The sequence below is a fragment of the uncultured Bacteroides sp. genome (assembly GCF_902472605.1).
Classification (GTDB): Bacteria; Bacteroidota; Bacteroidia; order Bacteroidales; family Bacteroidaceae; genus Phocaeicola.
The window spans coordinates 1-21,625 of record NZ_CABROP010000003.1 but is presented as its reverse complement, the minus strand read 5'-3'; the positions used below and the strand labels follow the sequence as shown (position 1 = coordinate 21,625).

The window sequence follows — 21,625 nt, the reverse complement described above, 5'->3', positions numbered from 1 at the left end:
TATATGCCTTCCTGAATCCGCCGGTCAAGCGCATCAGGAAGGCATACTTGTTTTTTACCTTATATATTATTGACCTTTCCGGCCTCTGTTCAATCTACCTCCTGCAACTGGTTCTTTGCGGTGGCATCCACTTCCTGCAACGTGCATTTCCGCAAAACCACCTGCCCTGCCTGCTTGTTCTCCGGCAGGTCAATCCCTGTCAGACGAATACCGCTTACACGGTCGAACACAAAAGCCGGACGGAAATCATCTTCCTGCAAACGCAGTTTGATGTGACGCAGCTGAATTCCTTTCACATGACGCACATAAAATCCCCACGAAGGAAGTTCCTCAAACATGGTAAACTCCGGATATCCCTTCTCATTTTCCGGCACATCCTTCAACCGGCTCACCGACATGTAAGCCATCCCCCGCGTAGCACGACCCGGATACACAATCTCGATGTTCTCCAAGGTCACATCTTCAATGTCATGCCCCGGTATGCCTGAAATGGAACTGGGGAACGGGTTATGGAAGAACGTCACCGAAGGTCCCCGCAAGTCATAATTAAGGTCCGGACGGCCAAAAGGCACTTCCACATACACATTCTTGATGGACACATGACGCAAGTAACCCGGCTGGTCTCCCGAACGATGCCCCAGACGGATAAAAATCGCATTGCCCGTGTTCACCGCATGTACATTGGAAACCTGCACATGCTCAATCTCCGCTCCGTCGACCGACTCAATGGCAATGGCCGAACGGTAGGTGTCCTTTACCCAGATGCTGTCAATCTTCACGTGCTTGAATCCACCGAGTGACTCCGTACCAAACTTGATGGCGCTGGCACTGCTGATGATGTGACAGTTGGAAATAGAAACATCGTCATTCCAAGCCCCCCGGTTGTGCGACTTCAAGCAAATGCCGTCATCGGCCGAATTGATGTAACAGTTCGAAATGCGTACCTTCTTACAATCACTGACGTCAATCCCGTCGTTATTCCAGTAAGCCCGGTTTTCCACATGCAAACTATCCAACGTCAGGTTGGAACACAACGAGAATGACAATCCCCACGCGGCACTACTTCGGAGATGGGCATTGCGAATCTCCACCCCACGACATCCGCGAATAAAAAGAAGTTTCGGACGCGTATTCGGGCGCTTGCGGTATGTGTTATAATGCTTATCCACCAACTCTCCCGTATGATGCAGACTATCAATCGTCAAGGCCAGCTCTCGACCTTGTCCATCGATACATCCTTCTCCCATGATACCAATATTTTCAGCTCCTTCCGCATAAATCAGTGCCTGGTCAAAATGGTCATCGTTCACCTTCAGCTCCTTCTCCGTGCTGAAACCCGGATAATCATACGGACTCGTGCTTCCCAACAGCACCGCCTCCTTCTCCAGGTAAAGCATCACATTCGATTTCAACTGCAAACTGCCGGTGAGATACCGTCCGGCAGGAAAATACAACTGACCGCCCCCCGAGGCGTGCAAATTATCGATAGCCGCTTGCAGGCTATCCGTATTCAGTGTTTTTCCATCGCCCACCACTCCATGCCGGAGCACATTATATTCAAGAGCCGTGGCTGTATTCATCCACGAACACAGGCCACATAAAAAGAGAAATAAGGTTTGTTTTTTCATGGTATATCTGTCTATTTACGGGTAAAAATACACATTTCATCAGACAACCACCCTATCATCCGTCTATAAAATAGCTGTATCCACTAAATTTTTTCACTTAAACCCATAAAAAAAGCGTCTTTTTGAGACACTTTGCTTGCCTCAAAAAAACGCCATCCAACGGCCTCTGCCTTGCTTACAAATACATTCTGTCGAGCAATGACAGGCCCGTCTTTGTCTTGAAGATTTTTTCCCGTACCTTCCGAACAGCTTCTACCGGCAGGTTGTCTTCATAAATATTGACCAGGAAATCGGCTTCCACCAAAATCTGATAATCCATTCCCTCTATACAGTCATACGTGTGGTGATGCCCCACCAGCCAACATATCCGTTCAATCTGTGCTTCAGAGAAGGTGCCCATCTCGGTCAGCAATTTCCGAGCCTCCGCCGGACCTTCCTGTTCCTGGTGCTTACCATCGCACACTCCATACTTCTTCTCAGAAATCCGAATACCAATATCGTGTACAATGGCGGTCGCTTCCAAAATCAACTGCGTAGCCGCATCCAATCCCTCTGACAAACCAATCATCCGGGCAAAGTAATGCACCTTGATGAGATGCTGTATCCGTTTCGGATCACCCTCATTGTAAGTCACCATCCGGTCTGACAATTCATGTAACTGCCAATCGGCTGTTTTTTTCTCGTTTGTTTCCATATCTTGTAGTTCTAAATCCTCTTTTATTCATTGCATGCCTCAGCTATGTGCTTGACAACGCCAGGACCTTCATAAATGAATGCGGAATATATTTGTACTAGATGAGCGCCTGCCCGTCGCATCATCTCTGCCTCATGTGGCGTCATCACCCCTCCGGCACCAATCAACAGCATCTCTTTGGGGGCATGAGCCGACAGATATTTCATTACCTCCACCGACTTATGAATAACCGGAAGTCCGCTGATTCCTCCCGCTCCAACCTCCGTCACTTCCGACTGACTGGAATGAATCAACAGCGAACGGTCTTGAGTCGGTCCCGTGGCAATAAACCCATCCAGATGATGCGTCTTTGCAAAGGTAATAATACCCTCCAATTTCTCCAAAGGCACATCGGCCGGAAGTTTCAGAAATACCGGTTTTTCCAAACGCTGCTTATAGGATTCAAGGGCCGTCAATGCCCCTGCCAGAATCTCAGGTGTCATGCTGCCCCAGTTAACCGTATAGTAATCTGCATACTGGCTGAACGCCTCATACAAACTTGTAATATCCGCTGCGGCCCGTTCACCGTCAGCCGGTGTATTAGTATTGATGTTGACTCCCAAGATGTATTTTCCTTCCCGCTTCCGTTGCAAGTTGTTCAGAACTACTTCTTTTCCAGGGTTGTTGAAACCTGTACGCGACACCAATGCATGATCTTCCGGCAAACGGAAAATGCGCGGAGAAGGATTTCCTGCCACCTTTTCCGGAGTCACCGTTCCGACTTCCAAAAATCCAAAACCCAAATCACTCAGTTCGTCGAAACAACTTGCTTCCTTGTCAAACCCGGCAGACAACCCCACCCGGTTACCGAAAGTCAGATTCCGCCATTGGAACGGAGCTGCCTTCGGACGATAGTAAGCACGTAACATTCCTTTTACCAACGGAAGATGACGATACACATGAAGCAAAGAAATAATCTGGTTGTGAATCTTTTCCGCATCGATGCGGAACAACCAAGGACGAAGAATAGATTGGTACATAATCGTAATTTTTTAGTTTCGTGGCACAAAATTACGACATCTCCCTGAAATTCCATCATAAAAAAAGTTATCCCCTATTACCTATGGGCGATTCATGAGATGAATTGGAAAATAAAAAAGAGGCCGTGCACTTCAAAATGAACAGCCTCTTATTTGTATTGATGAAGGAAGTATTATGACCGGAAATTTCAGTTATTATAGCCTATCAGCTGGAAAAGACGAATAAACTTCATTGATACTTTCTTCCATCTTTTCTGGCTGTCCATGTATTCGATTCTTTGTTTGTCGGCATCAGATGAAAATGATACCATTATTGGGGTAGGACTTTTATATATGTTTGCCCATTCGTTATATCCTATAGTGGTACGTACTCTGGTTATCCAATATTTCTTTTGAGATTCTACATATAATATTTCAGTATTCCCTGAAATAGAACTTTTCTGTGTTCCTGAATTATACGTGATGTCAATACTATCAGGTTTATATGGCACGGATGTGGTTATTGTCATAAGGATTGTTACGGAATCCTTTGAATCAAGGTAGGTGTAATCATAACTCAATTTTTTTTTGCATATACTTGATGATTCGCCTTTCTTTATTGACATTTTTTGCGGATATACAAAATATAATAATCCTTCTGTATGCATGCTTTGCTTGTAGAACTTTGTAATGTCCTGGGCATTAACGTAGGTAAAGCATATCCAAAATACTAATATTGATAAAATCCTATTCATAATGGAAAAATAAAAAAATGGAGTATATAATTTTATCATATACCCCACAATTTATAAGTCATGTTTGTTTGATTATTCGCCGTAAACTATAACTTTATATGTGCCATAGATTCCTAAAATACTCATGTTCTCTCTGTCAACATGGCTGATTTTCTTTATACCTGCAGATTTAGCAGCCGTCTCTACTGATGCGTCACCTGTAAGAACCCAACCGAGGATGTTTGTGGCTGTTGCTGTACCTACTTTAGTTCCGCATGGATTAGATGTAACGTGCCCGTCGGTTTTTACACTTGTGTACAAAGCACCCATACCAGCAGGAGTGGAACTTATTGATGCACAACTTGACATTCCGAATACTACCATACCTGCCATAGCTAGTTTGATCATTTTCTTTTTCATAACAATAGATAGTTTTTACGTTATTAAACAATTTGTATTAAAACGTTTGTTTGATTTCACTGCAAATATATATTTTTTTATTTATGATATATTCTTGAGAAATATATTTTTTTTGCGAATTGGTAAAAATAAGTAATAAAATGGTTCAATGTGAATATATCATGTAAAAATATTCATTTTTTTATATCTTAAATCTATAGATTTATTAATTAGCTATTAATCAGAGGTTTGTGTTTTCGTAAATTTTATGAGATATGTAAATAATTACAAAAAACTACTTTTAAAAATTTGGGATTCTCGTTTTTTTTCTCACCTTTGCCGATAGAAAAGATTAAAGTTTATGAAAATACATTTTTGATGTGCGAGAGATATATAAAATGTGAAATATAAACAATTAAAAATTTTTACTATGAAAACGTTGAAAAATTTATTTTCGATCTTTTGCTTTTTATTGGCAACAAACATTGCTTTTACGAGTTGTAGTTCTAAAGAAGAGGTAGAAGAAATTTCTGATTATGCGACTCAAGTGCAAGGCGTTTATACAGGAAAACTTTATGTGGACAATACTGTAATTGAAGATCCTTATTACATAACTATTGCCAGAATTTCATCGACTGTAGTTACTGTGGCGGCAGAATTTTATGACGATGGTATGGAGAATTATAATGTGGAATATTCGAATGGACAGTATTATTTGAGAAGCGACACTTCTTCCGGAATAACAATAACAATAAACGGTAAAAATATTACAATCAATTTCTTGAATAATGCCGGAACAATGACTTCCTTCTACGGGAAAAAAGACTAAATAATTTATTTATATTGCAATAGGGAGTTTTTAAACTCCCTTTTTTTGTCGACATTTATGAATGCTACCAAGTGTTTTATAATCCTACTTCTCACAACCATAATTGGTTGTAAAGATAAAACAATTGTAGAAGAAGCCTATCTTAATTTTTCAACAGAATATTTGTCTTTTGATTCAAAAGGTGGAGAAAAGCAAGTTGATGTATACAGTAATTCAGATTGGGAAATAGCATCGGAAATTCCGGAATGGATTTCTGTAAATAAAATTGATTCGGATGCTGATAAATCAATTCTTACGTTTGAACTAACTGAAAATACTTCTGACAAATCAAGAGCATGCCAACTGTATTTTGAGTATCCTTCTGGTGGAAACATCATAAATATAACACAATCGGGAAATGAATTTCTTCAATTCTCTGATAAAGAAAATATATATCTGAATGAGAATGACACTGTAATTGCGCTTAATATACATAAGAATGTTCCATATATAGTTGATATAAATAGTGATGTAGACTGGATAGATATTGATGGATATAGTCAGTCGTCAGAGAGTCAGATGGCAAAGGAATTTACTGATAAGCAGATAGTTCTTAATATATCGGGAAATAGGACCGGGAATGTACGTAATGCTCATATAGTGATATTTAATAAGAAGTTCAATCTGTCTGATACAATAAACATTTATCAGATTAGCGGTGAGAAACTATACTATACTGATGGAGAATATTTCGTAATACAAAAAGCGAAAATAAATAATCCGGTGAACTTGTTTATAATGGGCGACGGATTCACAGTTGATGACATGAATATTGGAGGAATATATGAAGAAACAATGAAACAGTCAATGGAATATTTCTTTTCGATAGAACCATATGCCAGCTATAGGGATTATTTTACTGTGTATTCTGTTGTTGCTGAATCGGAAACTGATGTAGTAGGAGGAGGTAAAACTAAATTTCAAACAAGATTCGGCACCGGTACGGCTATTAGCTGTAATGATGACATGGTATTCAAGTATGTGAAAAATGTTAAGGATATCGATGAAGATAAACCTGTTACGGTTATTGTACCATTGAACATTAACAAATATGCAGGTACAGCTTACATGTACGGAAATGGTAATTCCATAGCACTGTGTCCTATGAGTACTGAATTGCCACCTTATGACTTTGAAGATATCATTCATCATGAGGCAGGTGGACATGCATTTGGACTTTTGTGTGATGAATATGTTTATTATGACAAGGTTATGCCTGAAAGCCGCATAAAGGAAATTAAAGAATGGCAGGAGATGGGATTTTATCATAACCTGGATTTTACGGATAATCTTGAAATCATAAGATGGAAAGATTTTGTTGGACATGCAAAATACTCTGATGTGGGAGCATTCGAAGGTGGATATGAATATCAATATGGCGTTTGGAGATCTGAAGAAAACAGTTGTATGAATAATAATATACCGTATTTTAATGTACAAAGCAGATGGAGTATTGTTAAGAGAATTATGACTATATCGGGCACAGATTTCTCTATTTCTGATTTTATGGAAAATGATATCATAAACAAACCTTATGACAGTAGAGGAGGTAATATCTCAGGACATTTTATTCCTTTGGGAGAGCCTGTGATGATTAAAAATATGAAATAGCTCACTGCTGTCCACTAAAAATGAATTATGTTAAACATTAAATAAATTCAGTTCACTTAAATCATATCGGCCTTTGATATTTTTGAAATTCAATTTGTCGAACAAGTCACTAAGATGTGTTTTGTCAGTTAGAGAGATTTCGAGAATTTGGAGGACTTCGTAGACGTAGAGTCAAATGCATAAACATGACCGTCAAGTTCGAATATTTTGTTGATTCTACATTTGCGAACCTCGGCAATCATGAATGTTGCATATTCCTCGAAGATACAATAGTCACATTGCTCATTATCCTTACTAAAATTGCTTCGTGTTACAGCCTTTCCGATTCCGAAATGGTAGAGTTTTCCGACATGAGCTATTAACACCGCAAAAGAAATTCAAATCCGTTGACTCCAAGAGCACTTATAACAAATTGGATTTCAACAAGTTCAAAAGTTTCTATGATTTTCAGTGCACACTAATGGAAATATCTATTCTATGAATATATCAAACAAATGATTTTATTAATTATTAAAACTATGTGAAACATGAGAAAGTTTAATTTATTTTTAGGTATTATTGCTTGTTATGGCATGATAGATCTTAATTCGTGTGCTAAGACAGAAGTTGAGGAGGAGGATACACCAGATAACTAGGGACCTGATATAGAACAAAATGATAGATTTGTCTCGTTTAGTGCCGAGATAAATCCTCTTTCAAGAGCTACAGACACAAAATTTGATATTAAGGATAATATTGGCGTTTTTGCCGTGAAATCGAATGGTAATGATTCAAAAGGGACTCTGCAAAGTTCGGGGAACTATGCAGATAATGTGAAATATACTTATAATGGGAGCAGATTTACTTCTTCTAACGGAATAGAACACAGGAAGATGGAACAAAATATTTTTTTCATGCCGTTTATCCTTATACAACTGAAGCAAGTGATGCGTTTACATTCAATGTTAAGCAGGATCAGAGGGGGATAACTATACCCTCAGTGATCTGTGCACAGCACATACCTCTGCAACAGCAGAAAAATTGGTGAACCTCAAATTTAGCCATAGATTGTCGAAAGTCATCGTTAATTTACAAGGTGATAATTGGCCTAGTGGAGATTATAGCCTAAAATTAAATCATGTTTTCACAGACGTTTCTGTCGATTTGAATGCGTTGAGTTTTTCTTATGGAGATGATATAGAAGATGTGATTATGGCGGCAAATGGAAATATGAGTTACAAGGCAGTACTGCCCCCCGCAAACTTTGACAAAAGATGATTTTGCGACTCTCACTATTGGAAATAAAAATTATACTATCACACTCGATAAGAATATTAATATAATGTCGGGGATGCAATATGAAATCTCCGTCGTTTATAATAATAATGCTGTAATTGTTGAATTCACAGGTGATATAAATCCCTGGGGAGAGGAGGATGAAAGATTTGATGATGTGGTGCCGGATGATATAAAAGAAAAGCTTAGCGAATGGATTCCTATTCATACAGGGGTTAATCCTCCTATAGTGGAAGGAGCATACTATATCGAACCTTTCGTAACTGTGCATTGTGAAGATGAAGGTAATGGAGGGTATGAACCTGGCGATCTGATTAGTCCTTTGACAATTAAATTCAGCAACCAGAATACATACAACAATACGGTGGATTATAATGAAGAAAGTGAAAATGATATGCAAGGTGAAGGTAAAGGTGCGTTTATAAGTGGTTCGGGAAATGACTTTACCGCATTCTTTAATGTAGAAGGAAGTTCCAGCGGTATATATACCAAAACGGCACTAGTCATATCTGGTACTAAATCAAGCACTGGAATAAAAGACTTATATTATGCATTTATAATGGTGAAAAAGGGTAATGATCCTGATAATGAATTAATGAAAGAGGGAGTGTTCAGAGTATTTAAAGATAAGGATGGACTGTCTGTCAATACCACATGGACTATGTCTAAATCTGTAAATATTAAAATGGACGGTGAAAACTATTTTTCTGTGTTCAAATCAGTGAATTAACTTGAAATAATAAAATCCAGAGAATTATGAAAGCCTACAAGATTATAAATCTGATTCCGATATTTGCTTTCTATGCCTGTTCTGAGATTAGTATGCCTGAAACAGCTCAATATGTTAGTTTCAATACGTGCGTGTCAGAATCAAGAGCTACTGATACCAGTTTTGACAAGAATGATAAAATAAGCGTTTTTGCCATGATTGACAATGGATATAATACGCCTGGCAATGTAGATGATTATGCTTATGCCCAAAATGTTCCTTATTATTATAATGGCAGTAATTTTTCTGCCATGAGCGAGGGTATTGAACTGAAAGATAAAAATGATAAATTGTTCTATTATGCTCTCTATCCTTATGACTCTAATATAGAAGGCCAATATACATTTGAATGTAGGAAGGATCAAAGTGACTACTCTGATTATACCCTCAGTGATTTGATGATTGCATTTACGAATGAATCAAGTAATTCGCAATTGGTTGACCTAAATTTTCATCATCTATTATCGAAAACAGTAGTGAATCTGGAATATTCGGACATTGAAGTTTATAGTGTTACACTGACTGACATTAAATATTCTGTGAAATTTGATATGGAGAATAATGTCATAACTACATTGAGTAATAGGGATGATGTTACGATGTGTACTAATGGCAATAAATCTTATAAAGCAATATTACCGTATCAAATAATAAAGAAAGATACTAAATTTGCTATGATAGAAACAAATATCGGAACATATAGTGTTACTGCATCAAACGATATAAAACTAAATTTAGGGATGATTAAGAATATCTATGTTAACATTGATAGTAGTAGAGGGGCAAACTCTGTAGTTTGCACTGCTTATACAAAATAATCCATTTTTGAAGGGAGACACTATTACAAAAACTGAGTCCTAAAAGTAATGAATATGACTTTTAGGCTCAGTTTTTATTTGATGCCAATAAAAAGGATTATTTATTATTTCTATAAGCATTCGGACAAATACATCTTTTACCGAACAAGGTTTATAGTGACAGTCGCTATTATTGTATATAAAGATTCAATACCTGAAGTTTACCGAATACTTACTTCTTTTTGTTCAGGCTTGCTAAAATTTATGCTGAATCAACGAATCCCTCAGATTTTTACGTTGATCCTTGATTCCTTACAATTATCCTTAAAAAAACAAATAAAAAATCCACTTAATACATTGATATTAAGTGGATTCCAATCGGAGCCGAAAGCGGGACTCGAACCCGCGACTTACTCATTACGAATGAGTTACTCTACCAACTGAGTTATTTCGGCAACGCGTTTCGTTGAAAACGGTTGCAAAATTACAGTTTTCCTGAAACTTGCCAAACAAAAACGTGTTTTTTTTCAAGGAAACTGCATTTTTTCTATCCACATACCCCCCTCCTCATACCCTATAGAGAAGATTTGACACCTCAATGCTGCGTCGTATATCCCCCCCTTCACGGTTCCACACTTTTACCCGCAAAAAGAACAACGGCAGAATGAATTGCTCCCCTATCCTATAAATAAGGAAAGCAGAAAATGACAAGAAAAAGAAATAAAGAAAAGAAAAAGAAAGATTTTTGGAAAAACTTTCGGCAATCCCCCTTTTCATTTGAACAGAAATGTGTATATTTGCACTCCGAATTATGACGTGACAAAAGAGTTTGATGGATTACTGGTTAAGACATAGAAAGAATAATACACACATATTCGGAATTCCGGCGGGCTGGATGAATGCCGGAAGCCATTCTCTTTTTCCCTCATGTCATTTGTTTCCTGAATATTTGAGTTTCCCTTTATATTTTACACCCGGAATTGCTTTTCGGCAAATTCGGGCGTTTTTTCGTATATGCGGAGATAAAAGAATAGACACAAGATATAAAAGATTATTTGAATAATAAGGTGATGAGAAATGTAACATTGATCCTCGACGACGGGAGCCGCTTTCACGGCAAGTCGTTCGGCTATGAGAAACCGGTAGCCGGTGAAGTGGTATTCAACACTGCAATGACCGGATACCCCGAGAGCTTGACCGACCCTTCGTATGCCGGTCAGTTAATGACACTGACCTATCCGCTGGTTGGTAACTACGGCGTGCCTCCGTTCACGTTCGAAGCAAACGGACTGCCTACTTTCATGGAAAGCGAAAAAATCCATGCCGAAGCGATTATCGTGAGCGACTATAGCGAAAAGTATTCACACTGGAATGCGGTAGAAAGCCTGGCCGACTGGCTGAAGCGTGAACAGATTCCGGGCATCACAGGTATCGACACACGTGAACTGACCAAGGTGTTGCGTGAACACGGTGTGATGATGGGAAAAATCGTGTTCGACGACGAACCCAACAACATCCCTGAAGCTACCTATGCCGGCGTAAATTATGTAGATAAGGTTTCCTGCAAAGAAATCATCCGTTACAACGAAGGCGAAGGCAAGAAAAAGGTAGTACTCGTAGACTGCGGTGTGAAAGCCAACATCATCCGTTGCCTGCTTAAACGCGACGTAGAAATTATCCGCGTGCCTTGGGACTACGACTTCAACTCCCTGCAATTCGACGGTCTGTTCATTTCCAACGGTCCGGGCGACCCTGACACTTGCGACGCTGCCGTACAGAATATCCGCAAGACCATGCAGAACGAGAAACTCCCTATCTTCGGAATCTGTATGGGTAACCAACTGCTTTCAAAGGCAGGCGGCGCTAAAATCTACAAGCTGAAGTACGGTCACCGCAGCCACAACCAGCCGGTACGTCTGGTAGGTACAGACAAATGCTTCATCACCTCACAGAATCACGGTTATGCAGTGGACAACAACACCCTGGGAGCCGACTGGGAACCGCTTTTCATCAACATGAACGACGGCTCCAACGAAGGAATCCGCCACAAGAAGAACCCTTGGTTCTCTGCACAGTTCCACCCCGAAGCTGCCAGCGGTCCGACAGATACCGAATTCCTGTTCGACGAGTTTGTAAAGTTGCTGTAATCCATTAAAAACGAAGAAAACAATGAAAGATAACATAAAGAAAGTATTGCTGTTAGGTTCAGGAGCCCTGAAAATCGGTGAAGCAGGCGAATTCGACTATTCCGGTTCACAGGCCCTGAAAGCCTTGAAGGAAGAAGGTATCGAAACCATCCTGATCAACCCGAACATTGCCACCGTGCAGACCTCAGAAGGTGTGGCCGACAAAATCTACTTCTTGCCCGTCACTCCTTATTTCGTAGAGAAAGTCATCGCCAAGGAACGTCCCGACGGTGTATTGCTGTCATTCGGTGGACAGACAGCCCTGAACTGCGGTGTGGCTCTCTATAAAGCAGGTGTATTCGAAAAATATAATGCCCGCGTACTCGGTACTCCGGTACAGGCCATCATGGATACAGAAGACCGTGAACTGTTCGTAGAGAAACTGGATGAAATCAATGTAAAGACCATCAAGAGTGAAGCGGTAGAAAACCTCGAAGATGCCCGTCGCGCTGCCAAGGAACTGGGTTATCCGGTCATTATCCGTGCAGCATACGCACTGGGAGGTCTGGGTTCCGGCTTCTGCGACAACGAAGAAGAACTGAACGTGCTGGCCGAAAAAGCATTCTCTTTCTCTCCGCAGGTATTGGTAGAAAAGAGCTTGAAAGGCTGGAAGGAAGTGGAATACGAAGTAGTGCGCGACCGCTTCGACAACTGTATCACAGTCTGCAACATGGAAAACTTCGACCCGCTGGGTATCCACACCGGTGAAAGTATCGTTATCGCACCTTCACAAACACTGACCAACAGCGAATACCATAAACTTCGTGAACTGGCCATCCGCATCATCCGCCACATCGGTATCGTGGGTGAATGTAACGTACAGTACGCTTTCGACCCGGAATCAGAAGATTACCGTGTCATCGAAGTAAACGCCCGTCTGAGCCGTTCTTCTGCTTTGGCATCTAAAGCAACCGGTTATCCGTTGGCTTTCGTCGCTGCCAAACTGGGTCTGGGTTACGGATTGTTCGACCTGAAGAACTCGGTAACAAAGACCACTTCAGCCTTCTTCGAACCGGCATTGGACTACGTGGTATGTAAGATTCCTCGCTGGGACTTGGGTAAGTTCCACGGCGTAGACCGCGAGCTGGGTTCCAGCATGAAGTCAGTAGGTGAAGTCATGGCCATCGGACGTACTTTTGAAGAAGCCATCCAGAAAGGTCTGCGTATGATTGGCCAGGGCATGCACGGTTTCGTGGAAAACAAGGAACTTCAGATTGCCGATGTAGACAAGGCACTGCGCGAACCGACCGACAAGCGTATCTTCGTCATCTCAAAAGCCATGCGCGCCGGCTATACTGTAGACCAGATTCACAACCTTACCAAGATTGACAAATGGTTCCTCGACAAGCTGATGAACATCATGCAGACTTCCAAAGAGCTGCACGAGTGGGGCAACAACCACAAACTGCTGTCACAGCTTCCGAACGAACTCCTTTATAAAGCCAAACGTCAGGGATTCTCCGACTTCCAGGTGGCACGCGCCATCGGTTACGAAGGCGATATGGAAGATGCCATCCTCGACATCCGCAAGCACCGTAAGAGCGTAGGTATCGTTCCGGTAGTAAAACAAATCGATACACTGGCCGCTGAATATCCGGCACAGACCAACTACCTGTATCTGACCTATAGCGGTGTAGCCAACGATGTACACTACTTGGGCGACCACAAGAGCATCGTCGTACTCGGTTCAGGTGCTTACCGTATCGGTTCATCCGTAGAATTCGACTGGTGCGGCGTACAGGCACTGAACACCATCCGCAAGGAAGGCTACCGTTCTGTCATGATCAACTACAACCCGGAAACCGTATCTACCGACTACGATATGTGTGACCGTCTGTACTTCGACGAACTGACCTTCGAACGTGTGATGGATATCCTCGACCTGGAGAACCCGCACGGTGTAATTGTATCTACCGGCGGACAGATTCCGAACAACCTGGCTCTCCGTCTGGATGCACAGCATATCCACATCTTGGGAACTTCTGCCAAGAGCATCGACAACGCAGAAGACCGCGACAAGTTCTCGGCTATGCTCGACCGCATCGGCGTAGACCAGCCGGAATGGAGCGCTCTGACTTCCATGGAAGACATCAACGCCTTCATTCAGAAAGTTGGCTTCCCGGTACTGGTTCGTCCGTCATACGTACTCTCCGGAGCTGCCATGAACGTATGCTCCAACCAGGAAGAACTGGAACGCTTCCTACAGCTGGCTGCCAACGTGTCCAAGAAACATCCGGTAGTAGTCAGCCAGTTCATCGAACACGCCAAGGAAGTAGAAATGGATGCCGTGGCACAGAACGGTGAAATCGTTGCCTACGCCATCAGTGAACATATCGAATTTGCCGGAGTTCACTCAGGTGACGCCACTATCCAGTTCCCGCCACAGAAACTGTATGTAGAAACCGTACGCCGCATCAAGCGCATCAGCCGCCAGATTGCGAAAGAGTTGAACATCTCCGGTCCGTTCAACATCCAGTTCCTTGCCCGCGAAAACGACATCAAGGTAATTGAATGTAACCTGCGTGCCAGCCGTTCGTTCCCGTTTGTCAGCAAGGTATTGAAGATCAACTTCATCGAACTAGCTACGAAAGTCATGTTAGGTCTGCCGGTAGAAAAGCCGGAAAAGAACCTCTTCGAGCTCGACTATGTAGGTATCAAGGCCAGCCAATTCTCTTTCAACCGTTTGCAGAAAGCCGACCCGGTACTGGGTGTCGACATGGCTTCTACCGGTGAAGTAGGCTGTATCGGTGAAGACACTTCTTGCGCCGTACTGAAATCCATGCTTTCCGTAGGCTACCGCATTCCGGAAAAGAACATCCTGATGTCTACCGGTACACCGAAGCAGAAAGTGGAAATGCTGAAAGCTGCCCATGAATTGAAGGATAAAGGCTACAACATCTTTGCCACAGGTGGCACTTCCAAGTTCCTCACTGAAAACGGCATTGAGAATACCCGTGTATTCTGGCCGAGCGAAGAAGGCAAACCGCAGGCACTGGAAATGTTACACAAGAAGGAAATCGACATGGTAGTCAACATTCCGCGTGATTTGAGTGCTGGCGAGCTGGACAACGGTTACAAGATCCGCCGTGCTGCCATCGACTTGAACATTCCGTTGATTACGAATGCCCGTCTGGCAAGCGCCTTCATCCATGCCTTCTGCACGATGAGCATCGACGACATCGCAATCAAGAGCTGGGACGAATATAAATAATCCGTACAGCTGAAGATATAGATAAAATTATCCCCTCCCGAACTCTCCGTTATAAATGAGTTTGGGAGGGGATTTTTCATCTATCATCCGACGCAAATTAACTTGTTATAAAAGAATATATGATTACATTTGCGCAAAAATATTCTTTATGCCGGAACACCTTGAACAACCTTTGTGTTTGCAGCTTCACAAGAATCTAGGTAACATCGTAATCTAATTCAGTAAACTTAAACAATATGAAGAATAATATAATTGGATTTGTGACCTACCTTTTGGCTACCATTTTGTTTTCTCCGTCGGTAGGTGTCATCTTACTCGCAATGAAAGAAAATTCAGACAGATGCCATTATTATGGAGGCAAATGGAACATGAGTGATATAGTCATCGGACTGGTGGCAATCATTATTGGAGTGGCTATAAGATACTTTTTTGATTTTAAAATCAGTTTATAGATATAACTTTTGAAGTTACACATGTTTTTATCAATAGTCCTTCCCCGGTAATAAATCTTTACAATATTGTGAGAAAATTCCACGTGGAAGGACTTTATTTCATTCCATAAGGTACACGATGTATCCACGAATGAACCGTAGCCTCGGTCATGGCCTTTTGGGCTGGTAAAGCACCAGAAGAGTAGATAGCTTTACAATGTGTATGCTTATTAAGTCCATATTTTTTCCATACAGCAATAACAGTCATGAAAGTAGTAGAAGTAATTGTAGAAAACGCAGGTAGCAACCTGAGTGCCTACATCAAAGGAGTTCCTATTATTACAGTAGGCAATAATCTGAAAGAGATTGAAAAGCACATGACAGAAGCCATTGATTTATATCTGGAAGAAAACCCAAATCCTTGTGAAATGCTCAAAGGAGAATTTACACTGAGATTCAAAACAGAAACGACATAAAAAAAGCCCACCGATAAAGGACGATGGGCAAGAGCCTAAATGTTTTCACAACGGAATAATCCTTATTGTGATTTGCTTCATTTTAGTATTACAAAGCTAGGAAGAAAAAACGGGAGAAACAAACATTTCTCATAAAAAGTTAGTAGCTTTGAAAAACAACCAAATAAACCAAAGTTATGAAGCACATTTTAGGATTAGATTTAGGAACCAACAGCATAGGATGGGCAGTTATTAATGCCACAACTGATGAAAACACTCAAAAAGAACAACTCATAGGAATCAACGCGGCAGGCAGCAGAATTATTCCTATGGATGCCGCCCAATTAGGAGATTTCAATAAAGGAAATACCGTTTCACAAACAGCCAACCGCACACAATACCGCAATACCCGACGATTATATGAACGAAAAAAGCTTCGCCGGGAAAGACTACACCGCGTATTGCAACTATTAGGGTTCCTCCCACCCCATTACGCTGCTCAATTAGACCGATATGGAAAATTTATAGCTAATTCAGAGCCAAAGCTAGCTTGGGAAAAAGGAGCAAACCATTTACCACACTTTATCTTTCAAAAATCTTTTCAAGAAATGCTGAAAGACTTTTCACAAAAAGATGGAAGTGCTAAAAAGGTACCTTACGACTGGACTTTATTCTATCTACGCAAAAAAGCCCTTACACAAAAAATAGAGAAAGAAGAACTGGCTTGGATTCTTCTAAATTTCAACCAAAAAAGAGGATACTACCAACTACGGGAAGAAGAAGCCGAAAAGCCCGCACCTAAGACAAGGCAATATTTTGACAATCAAATTATAACAGAAATCGTTGATACTGGAGAAACTTCTAAAGGATTAAAAATATTTACCCTCACTTTAGCAAATGGAGAAAAAGGTAAATGGTTTGGGAAAAACATGCCTGACTGGAAAGGCCAAAAGAAAGATATCATTGTAAGCATAGATTTGGATAAAAACGGAAATGACAAATGTGATGAAAATGGAGAGCTCGCCCGCCGTTTTAAGATTCCCACTGAGAAGGAATGGGAAGAACAATGGGGACTTGTCAAAGCCAAGACTGAAAAAGACCTGAATACTTCAGGAAAGAAAGTTGGTACTTATATTTACGATACATTATTACAAGCACCCGACCAAAAAATTCGAGGAAAACTGATTCGCACCATCGAACGTAAGTATTACAAGGAAGAACTCTATCAAATACTAACGACACAAGAAAAGTTCCACCCCGAACTACAGGACAAAAACTTGTTGCAAGCCTGCATTGAAGAGTTGTATCCCAGCAACGAAGCACATCGCAATACAATTTCTAAATATAGTATGTCCAAATTGCTCATTGAGGATGTCATATTCTATCAACGTCCACTGAAAAGCAAGAAATCACTCATCAGCGATTGTCCGTATGAGGAGCATACTTATGTAGATAAGGAAAACGGAGAAATCCATACTGTCCCTGTGAAATGTATTGCCAAATCTCATCCTCTTTTCCAGGAATTTCGTCTTTGGCAGTTCCTGTCCAATTTGAGAATCTATCAAAAAGAAGGAACCCTCAATGGAAAGTTCACCACTGACATAGACGTAACCAATGAATTTCTGAAAAATGCAGACGATTATGTGAATCTTATTGATTGGCTCAACCAAAAGAAAGAAATCAAACAAGATGCATTTCTCAAATATCCGGCATTTGGATTAAAGAAAAATGTGGCAAACTATCGCTGGAATTACGTGGAGGATAAAACATATCCCTGCAATGAGACACATTCCAGAATACTATTCTATTGGGGAAAAGCAGGTATAGACCAATCGCTTCTGACTACCGATATGGAAGAAAAACTTTGGCATATTTTATATTCCATTTCAGATAAAGAAGAGCTCCGGCAAGCGTTGCTACATTTTGCTGATAAAAATAAGTTGGGAGATAAGTTTGCAGATATTTTCCAACAAATACCGCCATTCAAAAAAGACTATGGCTCCTATTCTGCCAAAGCCCTCAAAAGACTACTTCCTCTCATGAGAATGGGAAAATACTGGAGTTCTGAATCAATAGATAATGCAACCCTCAACCGTATTCATCAAATTCTGAATGGAGAAATGGACGAAGTAACCGCAAGCAGAATAAAGGAAAAAACTATCCATTTAGATAGCCTCTCTTCATTTCAGGGACTGCCTACATGGTTAGCATGCTATATTGTATATAACCGACACTCTGAAATAAAAGACATTACGAAATGGCAGCAACCGTCAGATATTGATGCTTACTTGCAATCATTCAAGCAACATTCACTGCACAATCCTATCGTGGAGCAGATTATAATGGAAACTTTACGTACTGTACGCGATATATGGAAACAAATAGGTCATATCGATGAAATTCACGTCGAATTGGGACGTGAAATGAAGAATCCTGCCGACAAACGCAAAAGACTCACTCAGCAAATACAAGAAAACGAAAATACCAATCTGCGTATCAAGGCACTTCTCACTGAGTTTGCAAAGCCGGAATTTGAAATCGAGAATGTACGTCCCCACTCTCCCAGCCAACAAGATTTATTACGCATATATGAAGAAGAAGTCTTAAATGAATCAGCTAAAAATATGCCAGAAGAGATAGCCACTATCCTGAAAAAATTCAATGAGACAGATGCAAAGAAACGCCCGTCTACTTCTGATGTATTACGCTACAAATGCTGGCTAGAGCAGAAATATCGTTCACCTTATACTGGAGCCATGATTCCGTTGGGCAAATTATTTACTCCGGCCTATGAAATTGAACATGTCATTCCACAGTCTCGCTATTTTGACGACTCATTCACGAATAAAGTTATTTGTGAAGCAGAGGTCAACAAGCTCAAAGGAAATATGTTAGGCTATGAATTCATAAAGAACTACCCAGGAAAAATAGTAGAATTAGGCTTTGGGCAAAAAGTAAAAATACAAACCGTGGAGGCCTACGAGCTGTTTGTAAAAGAACACTACTCATACAACCCTACCAAAATGAAGAAACTATTGATGGAAGATATTCCTGAACAATTTATCCAGAGGCAGTTAAACGACAGTCGTTACATCAGCAAGTTTATCAAATCACTATTATCGAATATTGTTCGTGAAGAAGGAGAATCTGAGGCCACTTCCAAAAATATCATTGTCTGTACCGGAGGCGTTACCGACCGCCTGAAAAAAGACTGGGGAGTCAATGATGTATGGAATAAAATTATTCTGCCTCGTTTCCTACGGTTAAATGAAATTACAAACAGCGACCACTTCACCACAACCAATACTAACAATAAGATAATCCCAGCCATGCCATTAGCATTACAAAAGGGATTCAATAAAAAGCGTATTGACCACCGCCATCATGCCATGGATGCCATTGTCATAGCCTGTGCCAATCGGAATATAGTCAATTATCTAAACAATGAATCAGCCAGCAAAAATGCAAAAATCTCACGCCTGGACCTGCGTCAGATTTTATGTAAAAAGACAAAAACCGATGCTTCAGGGAATTATCAATGGATAATAAACAAACCGTGGGAAACATTTACCCAAGATGTTTATGCAACCCTGGCGAACATGATTGTCAGTTTCAAGCAAAATTTACGTATCATCAATAAAACGACTAATCACTATTTCCGTTATCAAAACGGGAAAAAAGTACAATGTGTACAAGAAACAAGAGACAGTTGGGCTATCCGTAAACCCATGCACAAAGAGACTGTATATGGAGAGATTAATTTACGCAAAATAACCACCGTCCCTCTAAAAGCTGCACTAGAAAATCCACAAAGGATTGTAGAAAAAGATTTAAAGAAAAAAATCAAAGAATTATTGCAACAAAGACTCAACGAAAAGCAAATCAAAAAATATTTTGAGGAAAATAATGATATTTGGCAAGATGTAAACCTGAAGAGAATCCAATTCTATTCTTTCACAAAAGAGGGAAAAGAACGCTTTTTTGCAAGCCGTGAGTCCATAAATGCAAAATTCGATAAAAAGAAAATCGAGGAAAAAATTGCAGACACAGGAATCCAACAGATTCTACTTCGTCATTTAGAACAAAATAATAACGATCCCAATCAAGCATTTTCCCCTGAAGGCATTGAATGGATGAACAAAAACATTATATCCTTAAACAATGGCAAGTGGCATCAACCTATATATAAGGTAAGGACATACGAACAAGCTGTAAAGTTTGCAATAGGACAAACCGGCAATAAAACCACACAATTCGTAGAAGCAGCACAAAATACAAACTTATTTTTTGCCATATACGAAACAGAACGCAAACGTAGCTTTGCTTCTATTCCATTAAATGTGGTCATTGAACGGCTGAAAAAAGGATTATCACCGACCCCTGAAGACGGTAAGGGAAATCCGCCTAAATATGTATTGTCTCCTAATGATTTAGTATATGTTCCAACTCAAGAGGAAATAAAATGTGGGTACATTAATCAACCAATACAAACAGACAGGATTTACAAGATGGTGAGCTGTACAGGAAATAGACTTTATGTAATTCCATATTACATCGCCAACATATTGGTAGATAAAGTAGAATATGGTTCACTTAATAAAACTGAGTTCTCAGATGAAAAATTATCTATAAAGGAAACATGCATTCCTATTAAAATAGATAGACTAGGAAATATAACTTCATCGATTAACTTATGATAAAGAAAACATTATATTTTGGGAATCCGGCATACCTATCTCTACGGAATGCCCAACTCGTCATAAAATTACCGGAGGTGGAGAAAAGTACTTCACTTCCGGAAACAATGAAGCGTCAATCTGAAATCACACGACCGATTGAAGACATAGGAGTAGTTGTACTAGATAATAAACAAATCACAATCACTTCAGGAGCTATTGAAGCCCTACTCGAAAATAATTGTGCCCTTATCACCTGTGATAGCAAGAGTATGCCCGTAGGGTTAATGCTTCCCCTCTATGGGAATACGACTCAAAACGAGCGTTTCCGAAAGCAACTGGATGCTTCTCTTCCTTTAAAGAAACAACTATGGCAACAAACCATCCAATCTAAAATCAATAATCAGGCCGCTGTGCTGAACTCATGCATAGAAGAAGACATCAAATGCATGCGTATATGGGCTAATGATGTCCGTAGTGGTGATCCTGATAACCTTGAAGCCCGAGCCGCAGCCTTTTACTGGAAAACACTTTTTCACCACATTGAAGGATTCACAAGAGAACGGGATGGCATTCCTCCCAATAACCTTTTAAACTATGGTTATGCCATTCTCCGTGCAGTAATTGCACGGAGTCTTGTAACAAGTGGTTTATTGCCCACATTAGGAATTCACCATCATAACCGATATAACGCCTATTGCTTGGCTGATGACATTATGGAACCCTATCGACCGTTTGTAGACCAGATTGTCTATAACTTATACGCTAAAAATACTCTGGATCTTACCAAAGAAGCGTAAGCATTCGGTAAACCACGTATTTTTGTCTCCAACTTCCATCATTAACTTTACGTCCAAAAAGCAAAGTTATGATGACACGAGAAGAAGTAGTAG

General features: G+C 40.4%; 14 protein-coding genes, 1 tRNA gene and 3 pseudogenes. 11 read left to right on the top strand and 7 right to left on the bottom strand.

The window, feature by feature from the left end; genetic code table 11:
• Nucleotides 1–89 precede the first annotated feature (89 nt).
• The 5 genes from RDP42_RS01225 to RDP42_RS01205 form a co-directional block, all read right to left on the bottom strand.
• Entirely contained in the window at nt 90–1,628 is a 1,539-nt protein-coding gene (locus RDP42_RS01225; RefSeq protein ID WP_308762197.1) for a glycoside hydrolase family 28 protein, read from the bottom strand.
• A gap of 175 nt (nt 1,629–1,803) precedes the next feature.
• Nucleotides 1,804–2,322: an HD domain-containing protein gene (locus RDP42_RS01220; RefSeq protein ID WP_308762196.1), complete on the bottom strand. Its 519-nt coding sequence runs from the start codon at nt 2,320–2,322 to the stop codon at nt 1,804–1,806.
• Nucleotides 2,323–2,345: 23 nt separating this feature from the next.
• Nucleotides 2,346–3,341 (bottom strand): quinone-dependent dihydroorotate dehydrogenase, encoded by a 996-nt coding sequence (locus RDP42_RS01215; RefSeq protein ID WP_308762195.1) that lies wholly within the window; start codon nt 3,339–3,341, stop codon nt 2,346–2,348.
• A 188-nt stretch (nt 3,342–3,529) separates the two neighbouring features.
• Entirely contained in the window at nt 3,530–4,114 is a 585-nt protein-coding gene (locus RDP42_RS01210; RefSeq protein WP_308762194.1) for a hypothetical protein, read from the bottom strand.
• Between the two features lie 33 nt (nt 4,115–4,147).
• Nucleotides 4,148–4,474, bottom strand: coding sequence for a TRL-like family protein (locus tag RDP42_RS01205; RefSeq protein ID WP_308762193.1), 327 nt, complete (start codon nt 4,472–4,474; stop codon nt 4,148–4,150).
• Nucleotides 4,475–4,883: 409 nt separating this feature from the next.
• Here RDP42_RS01205 and RDP42_RS01200 point away from each other — a divergent pair, with 409 nt between their 5' ends.
• Together RDP42_RS01200 and RDP42_RS01195 are read left to right on the top strand one after the other, a co-directional pair.
• The gene (locus RDP42_RS01200) at nt 4,884–5,282 is read left to right on the top strand and encodes a type IV secretion protein Rhs (protein WP_308762192.1); all 399 of its coding nucleotides are present in this window, start codon (nt 4,884–4,886) and stop codon (nt 5,280–5,282) included.
• A gap of 57 nt (nt 5,283–5,339) precedes the next feature.
• Nucleotides 5,340–6,932 (top strand): M64 family metallopeptidase, encoded by a 1,593-nt coding sequence (locus RDP42_RS01195; protein ID WP_308762191.1) that lies wholly within the window; start codon nt 5,340–5,342, stop codon nt 6,930–6,932.
• Nucleotides 6,933–6,962: 30 nt separating this feature from the next.
• Here RDP42_RS01195 and RDP42_RS01190 read toward each other — a convergent pair.
• Nucleotides 6,963–7,094: pseudogene (locus tag RDP42_RS01190) on the bottom strand (IS4 family transposase); the annotation flags it as partial.
• A 482-nt stretch (nt 7,095–7,576) separates the two neighbouring features.
• Between RDP42_RS01190 and RDP42_RS12505 the strand changes: the two are divergent.
• From RDP42_RS12505 to RDP42_RS01180, 4 genes are read left to right on the top strand one after another with little or no spacing between them, the layout of a single operon-like run.
• Entirely contained in the window at nt 7,577–7,900 is a 324-nt protein-coding gene (locus RDP42_RS12505) for a fimbrillin family protein (protein WP_374046893.1), read from the top strand.
• 16 nt (nt 7,901–7,916) lie between these two features.
• A complete protein-coding gene (locus RDP42_RS12500; RefSeq protein ID WP_374046892.1) occupies nt 7,917–8,189 on the top strand; it encodes a fimbrillin family protein in 273 nt (90 codons plus the stop codon).
• Entirely contained in the window at nt 8,176–8,937 is a 762-nt protein-coding gene (locus RDP42_RS01185; RefSeq protein ID WP_374046891.1) for a hypothetical protein, read from the top strand. Before RDP42_RS12500 ends, RDP42_RS01185 begins: the two co-directional genes overlap by 14 nt.
• 26 nt (nt 8,938–8,963) lie before the next feature.
• A complete protein-coding gene (locus RDP42_RS01180) occupies nt 8,964–9,794 on the top strand; it encodes a fimbrillin family protein (protein WP_308762190.1) in 831 nt (276 codons plus the stop codon).
• 361 nt (nt 9,795–10,155) lie between these two features.
• On the opposite strand, the gene RDP42_RS01175 is transcribed toward RDP42_RS01180, so the two are convergent.
• Nucleotides 10,156–10,228, bottom strand: a tRNA-Thr gene (locus RDP42_RS01175).
• Between the two features lie 615 nt (nt 10,229–10,843).
• Between RDP42_RS01175 and carA the strand changes: the two genes are divergently transcribed.
• From carA to cas1, 5 genes and pseudogenes are all read left to right on the top strand, one after another.
• Nucleotides 10,844–11,920: a glutamine-hydrolyzing carbamoyl-phosphate synthase small subunit gene (gene carA / locus RDP42_RS01170; RefSeq protein WP_308762189.1), complete on the top strand. Its 1,077-nt coding sequence runs from the start codon at nt 10,844–10,846 to the stop codon at nt 11,918–11,920.
• 22 nt (nt 11,921–11,942) lie between these two features.
• Nucleotides 11,943–15,170 carry a carbamoyl-phosphate synthase (glutamine-hydrolyzing) large subunit gene (gene carB, locus RDP42_RS01165; protein WP_308762188.1) on the top strand — a complete coding sequence of 1,076 codons (3,228 nt, stop codon included), beginning with the start codon at nt 11,943–11,945 and terminating at the stop codon, nt 15,168–15,170.
• Nucleotides 15,171–15,867: 697 nt separating this feature from the next.
• A pseudogene (locus tag RDP42_RS01160) lies at nt 15,868–16,068 on the top strand (antitoxin HicB); the annotation flags it as partial.
• Nucleotides 16,069–16,253: 185 nt separating this feature from the next.
• Nucleotides 16,254–20,753 (top strand): type II CRISPR RNA-guided endonuclease Cas9, encoded by a 4,500-nt coding sequence (gene cas9, locus RDP42_RS01155; RefSeq protein ID WP_308762187.1) that lies wholly within the window; start codon nt 16,254–16,256, stop codon nt 20,751–20,753.
• Nucleotides 20,750–21,526 (top strand): annotated as a pseudogene (gene cas1, locus RDP42_RS01150) (type II CRISPR-associated endonuclease Cas1); the annotation flags it as partial. The gene cas9 and the pseudogene cas1, both read left to right, overlap by 4 nt.
• Nucleotides 21,527–21,625 lie beyond the last annotated feature (99 nt).

What these genes read in the sequence shown, in the direction of transcription:
- RDP42_RS01225 (WP_308762197.1), bottom strand. Translation starts at nt 1,628, where the DNA reads ATGAAAAAACAAACCTTATTTCTCTTTTTATGTGGCCTGTGTTCGTGG.
- RDP42_RS01220 (WP_308762196.1), bottom strand. Translation starts at nt 2,322, where the DNA reads ATGGAAACAAACGAGAAAAAAACAGCCGATTGGCAGTTACATGAATTG.
- RDP42_RS01215 (WP_308762195.1), bottom strand. Translation starts at nt 3,341, where the DNA reads ATGTACCAATCTATTCTTCGTCCTTGGTTGTTCCGCATCGATGCGGAA.
- RDP42_RS01210 (WP_308762194.1), bottom strand. Translation starts at nt 4,114, where the DNA reads ATGATAAAATTATATACTCCATTTTTTTATTTTTCCATTATGAATAGG.
- RDP42_RS01205 (WP_308762193.1), bottom strand. Translation starts at nt 4,474, where the DNA reads ATGAAAAAGAAAATGATCAAACTAGCTATGGCAGGTATGGTAGTATTC.
- RDP42_RS01200 (WP_308762192.1), top strand. Translation starts at nt 4,884, where the DNA reads ATGAAAACGTTGAAAAATTTATTTTCGATCTTTTGCTTTTTATTGGCA.
- RDP42_RS01195 (WP_308762191.1), top strand. Translation starts at nt 5,340, where the DNA reads ATGAATGCTACCAAGTGTTTTATAATCCTACTTCTCACAACCATAATT.
- RDP42_RS01180 (WP_308762190.1), top strand. Translation starts at nt 8,964, where the DNA reads ATGAAAGCCTACAAGATTATAAATCTGATTCCGATATTTGCTTTCTAT.
- carA (WP_308762189.1), top strand. Translation starts at nt 10,844, where the DNA reads ATGAGAAATGTAACATTGATCCTCGACGACGGGAGCCGCTTTCACGGC.
- carB (WP_308762188.1), top strand. Translation starts at nt 11,943, where the DNA reads ATGAAAGATAACATAAAGAAAGTATTGCTGTTAGGTTCAGGAGCCCTG.
- cas9 (WP_308762187.1), top strand. Translation starts at nt 16,254, where the DNA reads ATGAAGCACATTTTAGGATTAGATTTAGGAACCAACAGCATAGGATGG.